The organism is Stenotrophomonas sp. 3diitr2024 (genome assembly GCF_042136455.1).
In the GTDB taxonomy this organism is placed as follows: Bacteria; Pseudomonadota; Gammaproteobacteria; order Xanthomonadales; family Xanthomonadaceae; genus Stenotrophomonas; species Stenotrophomonas sepilia.
Genome location: NZ_JBHHMJ010000242.1, coordinates 1 through 16,009 on the forward strand (window position 1 = coordinate 1; position 16,009 = coordinate 16,009).

Consider the following 16,009-nt stretch of genomic DNA (forward strand, 5'->3'; position numbering starts at 1 on the left):
GAGCCCACGCTCGGCTCAATACCGGCAGGGGGGATGCATCTGACGCCGTCGCGTAGAGCAGCCGAGCGTGGGCTCGGCTCTACAGACAGCAGTGCACCGGCAATGCCGCCTAACGTCATTACCAGCGGTCATGTGGGTGGCCGGATATGACGGTTGGGTGACGTGATCCCGCCTGTCGCACCAGGTGAACAGGCCCTTGAATGGAAGCGTGTTTCCGGCCCACTCCCACGAGTCCCCATGCCTGCCGCCCACGCCCCTGTGCTGAACACTCTCGCCGTCCTGATCGCCAGCGTTCTGGCTGCAACGCCTGGCCATGCGGCTGACGCCGATGCAGATCCTGCTGCCACCGCCGCGACGGCCAACGTGGCAGCGTCCACGCTGGACGCGGTGGTGGTGACCGGTTCGCGCACCAGTACGCGCACGGTGAAGAACAGCTCCACGCCGATCGATGTGATCTCTGCGGAAGACCTCACCGCCACCGGCCAGGCCAACCTGCTCGAAGCGCTGCAGCGTGCGCTGCCCTCGCTCAGCCAGATTGGCGGCTACCAGAGTGACCAGGAGAGCCTGATCCGTGGCTACCAGCTGCGTAATCTCTCGCCGGGCTACACGCTGGTGCTGGTGAACGGCAAGCGCCGCAATGCCAGTGCCTATGTGAGCGGGGCCAACGGCGGCGGTTTCCCCGGCCATGCCTGGGCAGACCTGGCGTTGATTCCAGTCTCGGCGATCGACCACGTGGAAGTGCTGCGCGATGGCGCGTCGGCCATCTATGGCTCGGACGCGATCACCGGCGTGGTCAACGTGATCCTGAAATCGCAGGCGCACGGTGGCGAGCTTTCCGTGGAAAGCGGGCAGAGCATTGATGGCGATGGCTCGCGCACCAGCGTGCGTGCCAACGTGGGCCTGCCGTGGGGCGCCGATGGCTTCGTCAACCTGTCGGGCGAAACCACGCGGCAGCACCACGCGATCCGTACCCGCCGCTACATCGATGGCTATCTGAGCTATCCGGCGGTGGATGCCAACGGCAACCTGGTCGCACTGCGTCCGAACAACCGGCTGCCGGCCGGTGCATCGCCGAACCCGGCCGAGGCCGACCGCGATGCCGAGGCCAACACCATCCTCAGCTCGCCGTCGTATGCGCTGAAGGCCTTCGCGGTGAACGTGGGCCATGGCCTGGGCGAAAGCGCGCAGTTCTACGCTAACGCTACGGCCAGTGACCGCACCGCGCAGGCGATCCAGAACTTCCGTCTGCCGGCGACCATCTTCACCACCTACAAGGCGCCGGGTGTGCTGAGCGTGTTTCCCGATGGCTTCCTGCCGGTGCTGGAAACCAAGGAGAAGCAGTACACCGGCACCGCAGGTGTGAAAGGCCAGATCGCGGGCTGGGATTACGACGCCAGCCTGACCGGCAATCGCAGCACGGTACGCACCTATACCCGCAACTCGGTGAACTACTCGCTGCCGTACCCCGGTTCGCCCACTGATTTCTATGATGGCAAGCTTGATTACCAGCAGGGCATCGCCAACCTCGACCTGCGCCGTGGCTTCGAGGTGGCGGCATTCGCTTCGCCGCTGGAAGTGAGCGCAGGTGCCGAGTACCAGCATGAACAGTACGAGCGCGGGGCGGGGCAGTGGGAGTCGTACACCGGCTTTGGTGCTGCAGCGTTCGTCGGCTATTCCACTGCGGACGCGGTGAAGGCCACCCGCAACAGCAAGGCGGTGTACGTGGGTGCGGCCGCCAACATCACCTCACGCTGGTATCTGGATGCGGCCGCGCGCTGGGAGGACCATTCCGACTTCGGCAGTGTCTCGACCGGCCGCCTGACCACCCGCTTCGATTTCACCGATGCGCTGGGTGTGCGCGCTACGGTCAGCAACGGCTTCCATGCGCCCAGCCTGGGCGCGCAGTTCTACCAGGCCACCGGCAGCTGCCCGTGCGGTACCACGCTGGTGGCGCAGGTGTCTTCGCCGGCGGCGGTCGCACTGGGTGCCACACCGCTGAAGCCTGAGAAGGCCACCAACTACAGCCTCGGCGTGACCTGGGATCCGAGCCCGGCCTTCCACCTGGCCGTGGATGCGTACCAGATCGATATCCGTGGCCAGCTCGGGCAGTCCAGCCAGATCGGCTACAACGCGCAGGATCCAGCGCGCATCACCGACAACAGCGGCACGGTGCTGACTGCGGCGCAGAAGAACACCATCGATGCGCTGCTGGGTTCGGCCGGCATCAGCATCCTGCCGGGTGATGCGTTCTATGCCAGCTACTTCACCAACGTGGGCAATACCCGCACACGCGGTGTCGAGCTGACCCTGGAAGCGAACCAGGAAACGGCGTGGGGCAAGCTGCGCTGGAGCTATGCGGCCAACGTCGGCCGCACCACGATCCGGAAGGTCAGTGATATTCCGGCGGCGCTGCAGGGGCTGCCCAATATCAACCTGCTGACCAAATCCAGCGAGTACGCACTGCGCTTCCGCACGCCCAGCTACACCCAGGTGGCGGGCTTGGGCTGGCAGAACGGGCGCTGGCGCTCGAATGTCGACTTCACCTACTACGGCCCGATCAAGCGCCTGAACAACGGCGTGGAATACAGGCAGCCGCCGGTGCTGGTGACCAACCTTTCAGGTGCGGTGGAGCTGGGTGCGGGCTGGAGCGCGGCGCTGGGCGTCAACAACGTGTTCGACAAGCGCACGCGCAAGGTGCCGGAGTACGCGCGCAGTGCTACCGATGTGGCCAGCATCGAGACGACGTGGGATTCGGGCGATGTGCTGAGCCGGATCGGGACGTTCTGGTACGGGCGGATCAATTACCGGTTCTGAGGTGGAGCAGCCGAGCATGGCTCGGCTCTACAGAACGCGAAAGGCGGCCGGACGGGGTTCGGCATCATCGAGGAGCAGTTCATGTCTTCTGCATTGAGGGTGGTTGCAGTGGTGGGGTCACCGACCAGCTCGGCGACGTCACGTACGTTGCTGCTGGTGCGGCACCTGTTGGCGTCGTTGCAGCAGCGGGTGCACGCCAGCGTGGAGCTGGTGGAGCTGGCGCCGATCGCGCGCTCAGTGGGGCAGTCGCTGTCGCGCGATGAAGTGGAGCCGGCGGTGGAACAGGCGCTGCAGGCCATCGAGACCGCCGAACTGCTGGTGGTGGCCGCGCCGGTGCATCGCGGTTCGTATCCGGGGCTGTTCAAGCACCTGGTCGACTTCATCGGGCTGGAGGCGCTGGTGGATACACCGGTGCTGCTGGCGGCGACCGGTGGCAGCGAGCGCCATGCACTGGTGATCGACCATCAGCTGCGGCCGTTGTTCAGTTTCCTGCAGGCGCACACGCTGCCGATCGGGGTGTATGCCACCCCGGCCGACTTTGATGGCGAGCACCTCAACAGTGCAGCGTTGCAGGCCCGCATCGCGCTGGCGACCGAGCGGGCGGCCGGGCATCTGGCTACGCAGGCGCTGGCGGTAGCGGCGCCGCTGCGACGCATCGCCTGATGCCATAACCGGCGGCGCTTTGCATATGGCCAAGGCGCATCTGCGTGGCCGGATCTGACCGCCGATTGTCGCCTGGCACCGCCACCGCAAGCACCGGCATCCCTAGCATCGAAATCGAAGCGGCATCGCATTGCCGGCCCTGATGAGGACACTCCCGTGGCGTTGGACGCAGCAAGCAAACCCATCCTGTTCCTGCTCGACCGCGAGTTCGAGGATGGCCAGATTCCCGGCCAGCGCTTCTTCTGCCGGCAAAGCCTGTTGCTGGAAGGGGCGCTGTCGAGCATCGACGGCCTGGACGCGCAGCTGGACGTACGTCGCATTGGCTTCGCGCGGCCACGCCGCGAGGTGATCGCCGAGATCGGCGAGCAGGACCAGTCGTTGCCCAAGCTGGTGCTGCCGCAGGGCGTGCGCAGCGAGCTGGCCAGTGGCGCGCATCAGGACCGCCAGTACATCTCCGGTGCCGAGCCGATCCTGGCCGCGCTGAACGGATTGCTTGGCATTCCCGTGGCCCACCCCTGAGCGAGGACACGACCTTGAGCTATCAGATCAGCGTCTTGGACAAGAGCCCGGTGGCCGAAGGTGCCTCGCCAGAGCAGGCGCTGCGCAACAGCCTGCAGTTGGCGCAGCGTGCCGAGCAGCTGGGCTATCACCGGTACTGGTTTGCCGAGCATCATGCCGCGCCGGCGCTTGCCAGCCCGGCGCCGGAAGTGCTGGCCGCCTGGGTGCTGGCGCAGACCCGTCGCATCCGCATCGGCAGTGGCGGGGTGATGCTGCGCCACTATGCGCCGTACAAGGTGGCCGAGAGCTTCAACCTGCTGGCGGCGTTGGCACCGGGGCGCGTGGATCTGGGCGTGGGCAAGGCGCCCGGTGGCCTGCCAGCATCGACCGCCGCGCTGGCGGCGGGACGCCCGGCATTCGCCGATTTCGACCAGCAGCTGCGCGACCTGGAGGGCTATCTGTCCGGTGCCGCAACCGAGGCGCTGGCGCGCCCGATTCCACAGCAGGCGCCGGAGCGCTTCCTGCTCGGTGCCAGCCCGCAGAGTGCGCAGCAGGCGGCCGAGCGCGGCTGGCGCTTCGTGTATGCCGCGCACTTTGATGGCGACCCGAAACACATCGAGGCCGCGTTCGACGCCTACCGCGGTGTCTCCACGCAACCGCCGTTGCTGGCCACGGTGGCCTTCGCCGCGCCGACTGCCGAAGCAGCCGCACGCCATATCGGTGCGCTGCGCGTCTACAAGCTGCATCTTGGCCCGGGGCAGACAGTGAACCTGCCCAGCCCCGAGGCAGCTGCCGAGTATGCACGCCAGGTAGGTGTGGCGGAATTCCGCATCGAGGAAACACGGCCAAGCGTGCTGTCCGGCGATGCGCAACAGGTACGCGGCGAACTGGATGCGCTGCACCGACGCTTCGGCGTGGGTGAGTTCATCCTCGACGCGCCGGTGGCCGACCTCGACGCACGCCTGACATCCCTCGAACTGCTGTCGCCCGCGCCGCGCGCGGCGGTGGCCTGACCTGCAGGAGCGATCCCCAATGAGCACGACCGCGCGCCACATTCCGTTCGGCATCATGCTGCAGGGCCCCGGCAGCCACATGCATGCCTGGAAGCATCCGTCCAATCCGGCTGATGCCAGCGTCAACCTGCAGTTCTACATCGACATCGCGCGCACCGCCGAGGACAACGGCATCGCCTTCGGCTTCGTGGCCGACGGCCTGTACATCAACGAGAAGTCGATCCCGCACTTCCTCAACCGCTTCGAGCCGATCTCGCTGCTGTCGGCACTGGCCACGGCAACGAAGAAGATCGGCCTGGCCGGCACGCTGTCGACCTCCTACAGCGACCCGTTCACCGTGGCCCGCCAGTTCGCCTCGCTGGATCTGCTCAGCGGCGGCCGCGCCGGCTGGAACGTGGTGACCTCGCCGTTGGAAGGTTCGGGTCGCAACTATGGCCGGCCGCACCCGGAGCATGCGCTGCGCTACCAGATCGCCGACGAATATCTGGAGGTGGTGCAGGGGCTGTGGGATTCGTGGGATGACGACGCCTTCGTGCGTGAGCGCGACAGCGGCACCTTCTTCGCACCGGAGAAATTCCGCCGCCTCGACCACAAGGGCCGCTTCTTCCAGGTGGAAGGCCCGCTCAACATCCAGCGTTCGCCGCAGGGACAGCCGGTAATCTTCCAGGCCGGTTCGTCTGACGATGGCATCGCGCTGGCCGGCAAGTACGCCGATGCGGTGTTCACCCATTCGCCGTCGCTGGAAGAAACCCGTGCGTTCACCCAGAAGGTGAAGAACTCGGCGATCGCCCACGGCCGCAGCGGCAATGACGTGAAGATCTTCCCGGGCATCGGCCCCATCGTCGGCCGCACTGCCGAGGAGGCCGAAGCCAAGTACCAGGCGATCGCCGCACTGGCCACGCTGGAGGATGCACTGGCGTACCTGGGGCGCTTCTTCGATCACCACGATTTCAGCCAGTACGACCCGGATGCACCGTTCCCGGAGCTGGGTGACATCGGCAGCAATTCGTTCCGTTCCACCACCGACCGCATCAAGCAGGATGCGCGTGAGAAGGGCCTGAGCCTGCGCCAGGTGGCACTGGAAGCAGTGAGCCCACGGCCGAACTTCATCGGCACACCGGAGCATGTGGCCGATGAGCTGATCCGCTGGTTCGATGCCGGTGCCAGCGATGGCTTCATTCTCGGCTTCGCCGCGCAGCGCGAGGGCCTGGACGATTTCGTGACCCAGGTGCTGCCGATCCTGCAGGCGCGCGGCTACCACCAGCGCGCGCTGGAAGGGCAGACGCTGCGCGAGCATCTGGGCCTGCCGTACAAGGCCAGCCGGTATGCGACCGACGCCGAGCCGGCGCGGAAGGTGGGGTAGGGCAATGAGCGGAGAAACCGCAGTAGCACCGGGCCAGGCCCGGCGGGGTTCCCCAGCGACTGGCGTGTTGCCCGAAATCGCAGCACGCGCCGAGGCCGCCATCGCGATCCGCCATGACCTGCATCGGCACCCGGAGCTGGCCTTCGAAGAGCATCGCACCAGCGCCCGCGTGGCCGAGCTGCTGCAGCAATGGGGCTATGAGGTCACCACTGGCCTCGGCGGCACCGGCGTAGTCGGCACGCTGCAGCGCGGGCAGGGAAGCCGTCGCCTGGGCCTGCGTGCCGACATCGATGCGCTGCCGATCCGCGAGGACTCCGGCCTGGCCTACGCCAGCCAGACCGAGGGCCTGATGCATGCCTGCGGCCACGATGGGCATACCGCGATCCTGCTGTCCGCTGCGCACTATCTGGCCCATCACGGCAATATCGACGGCACCCTGCAGCTGGTGTTCCAGCCTGCGGAAGAAACCGGTTCGGGTGCATCGAAGATGCTTGCCGACGGCCTGTTCGAGCGCTTCCCGGTGGATGCGATCTATGGGCTGCACAACTGGCCCGGCGTACCAGTCGGCCACTTCGGCTTCGTCGATGGCCCGGCGATGGCGTCTGTGGACTGGGCGCGGCTGAAGGTGATCGGCAAGGGCGGCCACGGTGCCGAGCCGCAGGGCAGCGTGGATCCGATCCTGGCGGCTGCGCACATCGTCACCGCGCTGCAGAGCGTGGTGTCGCGCAATGTCGATCCGCGGCAGATGGGCGTGGTCACCATCGGCTCAATCCACGGTGGGCAGGCTGCCAATGTGATTCCGGACGTGGTCGAGCTGAAGCTGACCGTGCGCGCCTACCTGCCCGAGGTGCGCGACACGCTGCGACGCCGGGTCACGGAACTTGCCGAGCAGACCGCCGCCGCGTTCGGCGCGCGCGCCGAGATTGAATTCCCGCGCGGCTTCCCCAGCGTGATCAACCACCCGCAACAGACGGCCTATGTCCGCAAGGTGGCGGTGCAGTGCTTCGGCGCCGAACAGGTGGTGCCCGGCTTCGCACCGCGCACCGCCAGCGAGGACTTTGCCTTCCTGCTGCAGGCGCGGCCCGGCAGCTTCGTGTTCGTCGGCAACGGCGACAGTCCACCGTTGCACAGCCCGCGCTATGTGTTCAACGACGCCGCCATTGCACCCGCTGCCAGCCTGTGGGCGCGGCTGGCCGAAGACTACCTGGTGAAGGACGTGGCATGAGCAACAACGAACGCTTCCTCTATACCTCGGTCGATGACCCGCTGGCGCGGCCGCTGTTCGCTGGCCTGGAACAGGAGTACGACCGCCGTTACGCCGACGTGCGCCGACGCATCGGTGGCAGCGCCCGCGAGGAGCTGCAGCGCTATCCGGCGCAGGCCTTCGCGGCGCCGGTAGGGGCCTTCGTACTGTTGCTGCGCGACGGTGTGGCGATCTCTGGCGGCGCCTTCATGCCGCACCGCGATCCAGACACCGCCGAATTCAAGCGCATCTGGACGCTGCCGGGGTTGCGACGCCAGGGCATCGCGCGGCGCGTGCTGCAGGAACTGGAAGAACAGGCGGCACGCCAAGGCTATCGGCGTGTGTTCCTGACCACCGGCTTCCGCCAGCCCGAAGCTGTCGGCCTGTACCTCAGCCATGGCTACACCGCGCTGTTCGATCTGGATGCAGATCCGGAAACCGTCGCGCACCTGCCCTTCGAGAAGCACCTTGGGCAACCGGCGCCAGTGCTTTCGCCGTCGCAGGCCGTGCTGCACGGGGCCCATGCATGAGTACACCGTCGTCTGCGCTTGAGGGAATCACTGCGCGTCCTGCGCCAGCGCCCGAATTGAAGATCGTGCCGGCCCGGCATCCACTGCAGGGGGTTGGTACGGTGCTGGCACTCGCGCTGATCCTGATCGGCCTTCAATCAGTACTTGGCAATCCGCGTTGGGGCTGGGGCACTTTTGCCGAATGGTTCTTTGCACGCCCGGTGCTTGAGGGCCTGGGCCGCACGCTGCTGCTGACCGCGCTCGGTACTGGCCTCGGTTTCGCGCTGGGCACCTTGCTGGCGTTGGCCCGCGTCTCCGGTTCGCCGCTGCTGTCGGCGGTGTCGTGGGGCTACGTGTGGCTGTTCCGCTCGATCCCGCTGCTGGTGCTGTTGCTGCTGCTGAACAATCTGGGCTACCTGTACAGCACCATCGAGCTGGGCGTGCCGTTCACCGGCATCAACCTGTTCTCGTACCCGACCACGCAGCTGATCGGTGTGTTCACTGCCGCGGTGCTGGGCCTGACCCTGAACCAGGCCGCGTTCTCGGCCGAGGTGATCCGCGGTGGCATCCTCTCGGTCGACCACGGCCAGTACGAGGCCGCGGCCGCGCTCGGCCTGCCGCGCGGTCGCCAGGTCCGTCGCATCATCCTGCCGCAGGCGATGCGCTCGATCCTGCCGGCCGCGTTCAACGATGTGATCGGCCTGGCCAAGAGCACTTCGGTGGTCTACGTGCTGGCGCTGCCGGAGCTGTTCTACACCGTGCAGGTGATCTACCGCCGTAACCTGGAAGTGGTGCCGCTGCTGATGGTGGCCACGGTCTGGTACCTGGTGATCCTGACCGTACTTTCACTGCTGCAGCGACGCGTGGAGCAGCGCTTCGCGCGCGGCCAACTGCAGCGCGAGCGCTCGGCATCGCGCGTGTCATCGCCGCGCGTGCAGAGTGATGCCACACCGCGCGTGGTCAACCGCCCGCGCATCGCCGCGCAGGTGGATGCCGGCGAGGGCGCGGCGGTGTCGCTGCACGGCGTAGGCAAGGTGTTTGGCGACCAGCCGGTGCTGGAGGATGTGAACCTGGACCTGCGCGCCGGCAGCGTGACGGTGCTGATCGGCCCATCGGGCGCCGGCAAGTCCACGCTGCTGCGGCTGATCAACCACCTGGAGCGTGCCGACAGCGGCTACGTGACCGTCGGCGGCCAGTTGATCGGCTACCGCCGTGACGGTGACACACTGTACGAACTGCCCGAGCGTGAGATCCGCCGTCGGCGTGCCGAGGTGGGCATGGTGTTCCAGGGCTTCAATCTGTTCCCGCACCTGACCGCGCTGGAGAACATCATCGAGGCACCGATCGCGGTGCGTGGCGTGCCACGTGCGCAGGCCGAACAACAGGCGCGCACGCTGCTGGAGCGGGTCGGCCTGGCCGACAGGGCCGATGCCTTCCCGCGCCAGCTGTCCGGTGGCCAGCAGCAGCGCATCGCGATTGCCCGCGCGCTGGCGCTGCAGCCGAAGGTGCTGCTGTTCGACGAACCCACGTCGGCGCTGGATCCGGAACTGGTGGCCGAGGTGCTGAGCGTGATCGAAGAACTGGCCCGTTCCGGTACCACGCTGGTGATCGTCACCCATGAGCTGAGCTTCGCCCGCCGCGTGGCCGACCACGTGGTGATGATGGACCAGGGCCGGGTGATCGAGCAGGGCACGCCCGACGCCGTGTTCGAGCAGCCGCGCCAGCAACGCACGGCCGATTTCCTGGCCAAGACCCTGTAACCCCGGAAGGAGCACCATGAGTCGTGCAGCATCGCGTCGTCCCTCGCGCAGCACCCTGTTGATCGTGGCGGTGCTGGTCATCGGCATTGCCGGTATCGTCTACTCGCGCGTGCGCCAGGCACCGGATGCAGGCACCGTGGCCGCGACCAGCCTGGCCGGCGCGAACACGGCCGTCCTGAAGGGCACCTTCGACCCGAAGGCGAAGGCGTTGATCCCCGCCGGTTATCAGTTCGTCACCCCTGGGGCGTTTACCGTGGCCACCCATCCGGGGCAGCTGCCGCTGGCCGACTACGGCGCCGACAGCAAGGACGTGGTCGGCATCGAGCCGGACATCGCGCGGCTGATCGCCGATGCGTTGGGCCTGAAGCTGGTGATCGTGCCGGTCGCGTGGGCGGACTGGCCGCTGGGGCTGGAATCGGGCAAGTACGATGCGGTGCTGTCGAACGTGACGGTGACCGAAGAGCGCAAGAAGAAGTTCGACTTCTCCAGCTACCGCTACGATCTTCTGGGCATCTACACGCGCAGCGACGGGCCCATCCAGAAGATCGAAAAGCCCGCTGATGTGGCCGGGCTGAAGGTGGTGGTGGGTGCCAGCACCAACCAGGACCAGATCCTGCGGCAGTGGGACCGGCAGAACATTGCGGCCGGGCTGAAGCCGGTGGAGTACCAGTACTTCGACGACGCCGTGGTCGGCCGCTTGGCGGTGATCACTGGCCGCGCCGATGTCTCGTTCGAGCCCAATGCCACCGGCGCCTACTCGGCACGCGATGGCAAGGTGCGGCGCGTGGGCCTGTTCCCCGGTGGCTGGCCGAACGCTGCGGCGATCTCCGTGACCACGCGCAAGGGCAGCGGCCTGGCCGATGCGGTGACGCAGGCGTTGAACACCCAGATCGGCAGCGGCACCTATGCGCAGGCATTGGCGCGCTGGAACCTGGCCGAGGAGGCGGTGCCGCAATCGCAGACCAATCCGCCGGGGTTGCCGACGCTGCAATGACACCGGGCGTGGCCCGGCGCTACCGCTGCTTCTGTAGAGCCGAGCCATGCTCGGCTGCAGTTCGCGCGGTGCGCGATGAGTCGAGCATGGCTCGACTCTGCAGGAGCATCCACCCATCGCGTGGATCTACTGGTGGAGTCTGCTTTCCGTAGAGCCGAGCCATGCTCGGCTGCTCTACCAACGCGCCTCCAGCGTTCTGAATGGTCTTGCCAGGCGCACGCCCTCCGCATCGAACGCGGTAACGTCGCGCCCATCCACACGCACGGTCTTCGGCATCGTCCGCGCCGGCCACCAGACCTTCACCGCCGTCCCACTGCGTAGGCCCTTGCCCAGCGTGATCGATAGCGTGCCGTCGCGTTGCCGTGCCTGCATCTGCAACGTGCCATACGCGGTGGGCAGGCGTTCCACCGCCAATCCATCGCCCGCCACCCACGAGGGGGGCGTGCCCGGCAGCAATGACAACGCATCATCGTCTTCGCGCATCAGCATGCCGAACAGCGTGCGGCCGTATTCGGCACCGATCCAGGTATGCGGCATGTCGCCCAGGTAGCGAGGAAAGCGCAGGCGTGAGTGCACGACCTCGGCCAGCACCTGCCACTGAAGCGGGCGCCGGTCATGCAGCAGCCCCTGCAGCAGCTCATCGGCGACGTGCGGCTGGCCCAGGTGTACGTAACTCAGCACGTTGCGGATCTCGTACGGTGTGTACGCATACAGCGCACCGGGCTGGCTGCGCTTGCGCACGTCCTCCAGATAGCGGGCGAAGGTGGTCCGCAACGCATCTGCAGGCAACACGCTCTGCGCACCGGTCGGGTCCAGTGCGATCGAAACGCCGGTGGGATCGCCATCACCCAGGTCGGCCGAGGAGGGAATGAAGTCGATGCCCTTCCACGCCATCGTCGCCCGGATCGATGCATGCAGTGCGTCGTAGAGCAGCTTGTATTGTTCGCGCGCCCAGGTTGCGGTCTCGTGGTCGCCCAGCGATTCGGCCAGCCAGGCTCCGTCGTGCCAGCCCTTCAGGCCCCAATAGTCATCCCAATAGCTGTGGGTGGGTGACGGGTAGCCCTCATGGCTGATCGACGGCGCAAGAATGCCCGCGAACCGTTCCGGCGAAGGCTGGTCAGCCTTGTAACCGGGCACCAGCGTGCGTTCGCGCAGTTCCTGCAGGAAGCGCAGCGCTGCTTTCACTTTCGGCAGATAGCCACGCACAGACTCGGGGCCGCCGTCCAGGCGCGCGACATCGGCCACCAGCGCGACGTACTGGCCCTGACTGTCGTACTCGATGTCTGATCCAAAGCCGGTGTTGACGCTGCCATCGTCGTTGAGGATCGGTGAGACCAGGCCGTTGGGATGCACGCCGTGCTCGCTGTACCAGGCCAGGTAGTCGCGCGCCACGCGGGCTTCCCCCATGCGCAGCAGCACCGCCGAGGTGGCCATGCCGTCGCGGATGAAGGAACGGTTGTAGTTGCGCGGGCCGGGCTGCATGGCTGGACCGGTCTGGTTGATCAGCATGTAGGCGGCCTGCGCGCGCAGCATGTCCACCAGCGACGGATCGGGCAGGCGCAGGCCGACCTGGCCCAGCCGTGCCTGCCAGTCCGCAGACGCCTGCGTGGCCAGTGAATCAAACGCCGCATCGGCATCGTGGGGCAGCGTGGCCAGATCCAGCGCAGGCGCTTCGGGCAGCACGCCATTGGCATCGGCGGCGGCGGTGCCCAACGGGAACGCGACCACGACGGCATCACTGGTTCCCGGCGCCAACGAGACGCGGTAGTTCAATGCAGCCGAGGCAAGCCCCTGATCATCACGCACCTGTTGCGTGGAAGGCAGCTGGCCGGCAGCGAGGGTCGCGGTGATCTCCGTTGCGCCATCCTTGCCGAATGGCGCCGCACCCGACGCAGCCACCGGCGTGAGCGACTGCAGCAGCGTGCGGCCATTGACGCGCACGGATTGCCTATCGATGGCCACCTCGCGGATCGGGGACAGCCCGCCGTTCTGCCACGGCGGATTCATCTGCATCGGGCGCACCACCAGGCTGAGCGTGCCATCGATCCGGGTGCTGCCGGTGTTGTGCAGGCGATGCCGCAGGAAGGTCACCGGCTGGCCATCGCGCTCGATGGCGAATACTTCACTGCGCAGCTGCAGGCCGGGTTGCGGTGACCAGGTGGCGGAGGGCATCGGCTTCCAGCCGTCGCGCAAGGCATGCTGCATGGCCTGCCCGGCGGCGCCGGCGGTTTGGCCATCGGCATTGCGCCAGATGGGCTGCACCAGCGGTGCGCCCTTGAAGGCTTCCAGGTTGCCGTACTCGTCGAAGATCGATTTCTGTCGTCCTGCATGCACACCCACGGCCGTCCAGTAGGTCTGCTGCATCTGCAGCGAGGCCGGGAACAACGCGCGCTGGGCGCCGCTGGCAACGATCTGATACTGCTTCATCGGCGTCATCACGGCTTTCGGACCGAGCAGGCGCAGGCGTGCGATCCGTGGCGCAGCGCCGTCCACGCTCAGGCGGAAAGCACGCAATGGTTGTGCTGCAGTGGCGGCCAGCCAGCTTTGCCGGTGACTGGCCGCCTGTGCATCGTGTGCGAGGTCCTGCCAACGGCCCTGTGCATCCTGCGCCTGTAGTCGGGCGGCGCCTCGTGCGCCATCGGCCCAGTCGACCACCAGGCCAGCCGTTGATTGGGCCTGCGGCAGCGTGATCTCGAACGTATGGGATCCATTTGCCCCGGCCGGCATCGCGACGGTGCCGCCGCCTTGCCAGAGCGCCGCTGCCTGCGTTGCATCGATACCGCTGATGCGTGCGCTGAGCGTGCTGTCCAGGGGCTCCATCTCGAAGATCGACACGCCCCAATCGGAAGTGCGCTGCGGGCTGGCCAGCCGCAGGTAGCGCGCTTGGCGCGGCGCGAAGTACAGCGTTTCCACATCGCCCAGCGAATCGGCCATCGTGTACGCGGTCTGCCACTGCCTGCCATCCATTGAGGTCTGCAGTGAATAGCCTTCCGGGTTCGATACGTCCCAGGTGAGGCGTGCGCCGGCCAGCAGGGTGGGCGCGCCCAGGTCGATCTGGAACCAGTGGCCCGGACTGAACGCGCCGCCGGTAACGGTCTTCGGGTTGCCGTCGATCAGGTGGCTGATCGCCATCGCCGGCACTTGCTGCGAGGAACTGCTGGCCTGCCATTGGCTGCGCGGGGGGAGGGTCTGTGCCTGTGCGCTGGAGGCCAGGGCGGCCAACAGCAGGGCAGCGGCAGGGCGCAACGGGAAAGGCGGTGTGGAGACCTTGGAGCGTTCGGCGCGCAACGTCATTACGGACAGCCTCGCTGGTTCGACCGGAATCGGGCGAGCGCTACGCTAGCAAGGGATGTAAACGGTTACATGACGCAGTGCAGCGCCGCTGGACGCTGGCGCTGCCATCACGGGAGGGCTGACGGATGTGGCTCTGGACGTGTAGCGCGGATTGGCTAGGGTCACGTCGAAAGTCCTTTCAAGTGGTTGTCATTTGACAACCAATGTGAGCCGTGTGCAGACTATGGAGAACAAGGAATGTCTCGAGCGCGTCATCCAGACAAGGACATCGAAGCGGCGTTGCAGTTCGCGGAGGATCGTGGGTGGAGGCTCCGTATGGCGGGCGGCCATGCGTGGGGCCGGATGTATTGCCCTTACAACGACACCGATTGCCGATGCGGGGAGTTCTGCATCGTGAGCATCTGGAGCACACCGCGTAGCGGCAGCCATCATGCAAGGGCCTTGCGGCGTGTGGTCGAGAACTGCAGTCGTGAGCAATGAGATCTCGCTTCGTCAGAAGCGAAGGGGTCAATCATGGAATTCAACTTCACCCTGAAGTACCGCTTGCCGGACACAGGTATTGAAATCGGTGTCCTCGAGCAGCGCTTGGCCGAAGGCGGCTGTGACGACGCGCTTGTGGGCCTTGGGCTGCCGGGACGGCTGGCCTTGGCGTTCTGCCGCGAAGCAGATAGCGCAGGGGCTGCCCTGCGTTCGGCGCTGGACGATGTGCAGCGGGCCGTGCCCGGTGCCGAACTGGTTGAAGTGAGCCCCGATCTGGTTGGGCTCACTGACGTCGCAGACCTGCTCGGAATGTCGCGCCAGAACATGCGGAAGCTCATGCTGGCCAACCCGCAGTCGTTTCCGTCCCCCGTGCATGACGGCTCGACCTCGATCTGGCATCTCGTCGACATTCTCGGTTGGCTGCGAGCGCGCGGCAGCGGGAAAGTCACGACGGAAATGACCGAGCTCGCCGCCGCTGCGCTACAGATCAATCTGGCCCGGGAAGGGCGCAGGCTTCACCCGAAGACGTAGCGGCGGCCAGAATTGGAGACCACCGCATTACAGCTCCACCGTCTCCCACCAGCGCGTACCTGCCTGCGGCGCCTGCATGTCCAGTGCTTCGCCCATCATTGGCGTAGCCACTGCAACATTGTTTGCAGCGGCCAGCGCGGTGATGCGTTCGAATGGCTGCTGCCATGCGTGCAGGGCCAGGTCGAAGGTGCCGTTGTGGATCGGCAGCAGCCACTTGCCGCGCAGGTCCAGGTGCGCCTGCAGGGTCTGTTCCGGCTGCATGTGCACGAATGCCCAGCGCGGATCATAGGCGCCGGTCTCGATCATGGTCAGGTCGAACGGACCGTATTTCTCGCCGATGGCCTTGAAGCCGTCGAAGTAGCCGGTGTCGCCGCTGAAGAAAATGCGGAAGTCACCGTCCTGGATCACCCATGAAGCCCACAGGCTGCGGTCGCTGTCACCCAGCCCGCGGCCGGAGAAGTGCTGGCCCGGGGTCGCGGTCAGGCGCAGGCCGTTGGCTTCGGTGGATTGCCACCAGTCCAGCTGCTCGACCTTGCGCGCATCCACCCCCCACGCGATCAGCTGGTCGCCGACGCCGAGCGGTGCAATGAAGCGCGCGGTCTTGCCGGCCAGCTGCATGACCGCGGCATGGTCCAGGTGGTCATAGTGGTTGTGCGAGAGGATCACACCGGCGATCGGCGGCAGCGCGTCGATGCTGATCGGCGGTGCATGGAAGCGTGCGGGCCCCATCCACTGCACCGGCGAGGCGCGCTCGGAAAACACCGGATCGGTCAGCCAGTACTGGCCACGCAGCTTCAGCAGGATCGTGGAGTGCCCCAGCCGGAACAGGCTGCGATCCGGTGCGGCG

At 66.7% G+C, this 16,009-nt stretch carries 13 protein-coding genes; 11 read left to right on the top strand and 2 right to left on the bottom strand.

All coding sequences use genetic code 11. From position 1 onward, the window contains the following. Positions 1 to 237: 237 nt before the first annotated feature. The 9 genes from ABGA94_RS05575 (at position 238) to ABGA94_RS05615 (ending at position 10,857) form a co-directional block, all read left to right on the top strand. Entirely contained in the window at positions 238 to 2,814 is a 2,577-nt protein-coding gene (locus ABGA94_RS05575) for a TonB-dependent receptor plug domain-containing protein (protein ID WP_375366615.1), read from the top strand. 81 nt (positions 2,815 to 2,895) lie between these two features. Further along, a complete protein-coding gene (gene msuE, locus ABGA94_RS05580) occupies positions 2,896 to 3,477 on the top strand; it encodes an FMN reductase (protein ID WP_053498382.1) in 582 nt (193 codons plus the stop codon). 156 nt (positions 3,478 to 3,633) lie between these two features. Continuing rightward, positions 3,634 to 3,996: a DUF3088 family protein gene (locus ABGA94_RS05585; RefSeq protein WP_134970440.1), complete on the top strand. Its 363-nt coding sequence runs from the start codon at positions 3,634 to 3,636 to the stop codon at positions 3,994 to 3,996. Positions 3,997 to 4,010: 14 nt separating this feature from the next. Continuing rightward, positions 4,011 to 4,988 (top strand): MsnO8 family LLM class oxidoreductase, encoded by a 978-nt coding sequence (locus tag ABGA94_RS05590; protein WP_375366616.1) that lies wholly within the window; start codon positions 4,011 to 4,013, stop codon positions 4,986 to 4,988. A gap of 19 nt (positions 4,989 to 5,007) precedes the next feature. Then, positions 5,008 to 6,351, top strand: coding sequence for an LLM class flavin-dependent oxidoreductase (locus ABGA94_RS05595; RefSeq protein WP_375366618.1), 1,344 nt, complete (start codon positions 5,008 to 5,010; stop codon positions 6,349 to 6,351). Between the two features lie 4 nt (positions 6,352 to 6,355). Further along, positions 6,356 to 7,576 (top strand): M20 aminoacylase family protein, encoded by a 1,221-nt coding sequence (locus tag ABGA94_RS05600; RefSeq protein ID WP_375366620.1) that lies wholly within the window; start codon positions 6,356 to 6,358, stop codon positions 7,574 to 7,576. Continuing rightward, the gene (locus ABGA94_RS05605; RefSeq protein ID WP_005416281.1) at positions 7,573 to 8,124 is read left to right on the top strand and encodes a GNAT family N-acetyltransferase; all 552 of its coding nucleotides are present in this window, start codon (positions 7,573 to 7,575) and stop codon (positions 8,122 to 8,124) included. The genes ABGA94_RS05600 and ABGA94_RS05605 overlap by 4 nt, the downstream gene beginning before the upstream one ends. Further along, positions 8,121 to 9,863, top strand: a complete 1,743-nt coding sequence (locus ABGA94_RS05610; protein WP_375366622.1) for an amino acid ABC transporter permease/ATP-binding protein — start codon at positions 8,121 to 8,123, stop codon at positions 9,861 to 9,863. The genes ABGA94_RS05605 and ABGA94_RS05610 overlap by 4 nt, the downstream gene beginning before the upstream one ends. 16 nt (positions 9,864 to 9,879) lie before the next feature. Then, a complete protein-coding gene (locus ABGA94_RS05615; protein ID WP_069139936.1) occupies positions 9,880 to 10,857 on the top strand; it encodes an ABC transporter substrate-binding protein in 978 nt (325 codons plus the stop codon). Between the two features lie 174 nt (positions 10,858 to 11,031). Here ABGA94_RS05615 and ABGA94_RS05620 read toward each other — a convergent pair whose 3' ends face one another. Beyond that, complete coding sequence (locus ABGA94_RS05620) at positions 11,032 to 14,151, bottom strand: discoidin domain-containing protein (protein ID WP_375366624.1); 3,120 nt, start codon at positions 14,149 to 14,151, stop codon at positions 11,032 to 11,034. Positions 14,152 to 14,388: 237 nt separating this feature from the next. Between ABGA94_RS05620 and ABGA94_RS05625 the strand changes: the two genes are divergently transcribed. Both ABGA94_RS05625 and ABGA94_RS05630 read left to right on the top strand, forming a co-directional pair. Then, positions 14,389 to 14,631, top strand: a complete 243-nt coding sequence (locus ABGA94_RS05625; RefSeq protein ID WP_080104304.1) for a hypothetical protein — start codon at positions 14,389 to 14,391, stop codon at positions 14,629 to 14,631. Between the two features lie 33 nt (positions 14,632 to 14,664). Next, positions 14,665 to 15,162: an AlpA family transcriptional regulator gene (locus ABGA94_RS05630; RefSeq protein WP_005416285.1), complete on the top strand. Its 498-nt coding sequence runs from the start codon at positions 14,665 to 14,667 to the stop codon at positions 15,160 to 15,162. 27 nt (positions 15,163 to 15,189) lie between these two features. Here the strand turns inward: ABGA94_RS05630 and ABGA94_RS05635 are convergent. Beyond that, on the bottom strand, positions 15,190 to 16,009 hold an 820-nt coding region (locus ABGA94_RS05635), incomplete at its 5' end, for an MBL fold metallo-hydrolase (protein WP_375366626.1).

Excerpts from the sequence above, each read along its gene's own strand:
- ABGA94_RS05575 (WP_375366615.1), top strand. The coding sequence starts at position 238 with ATGCCTGCCGCCCACGCCCCTGTGCTGAACACTCTCGCCGTCCTGATC.
- msuE (WP_053498382.1), top strand. The coding sequence starts at position 2,896 with ATGTCTTCTGCATTGAGGGTGGTTGCAGTGGTGGGGTCACCGACCAGC.
- ABGA94_RS05595 (WP_375366618.1), top strand. The coding sequence starts at position 5,008 with ATGAGCACGACCGCGCGCCACATTCCGTTCGGCATCATGCTGCAGGGC.
- ABGA94_RS05600 (WP_375366620.1), top strand. The coding sequence starts at position 6,356 with ATGAGCGGAGAAACCGCAGTAGCACCGGGCCAGGCCCGGCGGGGTTCC.
- ABGA94_RS05605 (WP_005416281.1), top strand. The coding sequence starts at position 7,573 with ATGAGCAACAACGAACGCTTCCTCTATACCTCGGTCGATGACCCGCTG.
- ABGA94_RS05610 (WP_375366622.1), top strand. The coding sequence starts at position 8,121 with ATGAGTACACCGTCGTCTGCGCTTGAGGGAATCACTGCGCGTCCTGCG.
- ABGA94_RS05615 (WP_069139936.1), top strand. The coding sequence starts at position 9,880 with ATGAGTCGTGCAGCATCGCGTCGTCCCTCGCGCAGCACCCTGTTGATC.
- ABGA94_RS05620 (WP_375366624.1), bottom strand. The coding sequence starts at position 14,151 with ATGACGTTGCGCGCCGAACGCTCCAAGGTCTCCACACCGCCTTTCCCG.
- ABGA94_RS05625 (WP_080104304.1), top strand. The coding sequence starts at position 14,389 with ATGTCTCGAGCGCGTCATCCAGACAAGGACATCGAAGCGGCGTTGCAG.
- ABGA94_RS05630 (WP_005416285.1), top strand. The coding sequence starts at position 14,665 with ATGGAATTCAACTTCACCCTGAAGTACCGCTTGCCGGACACAGGTATT.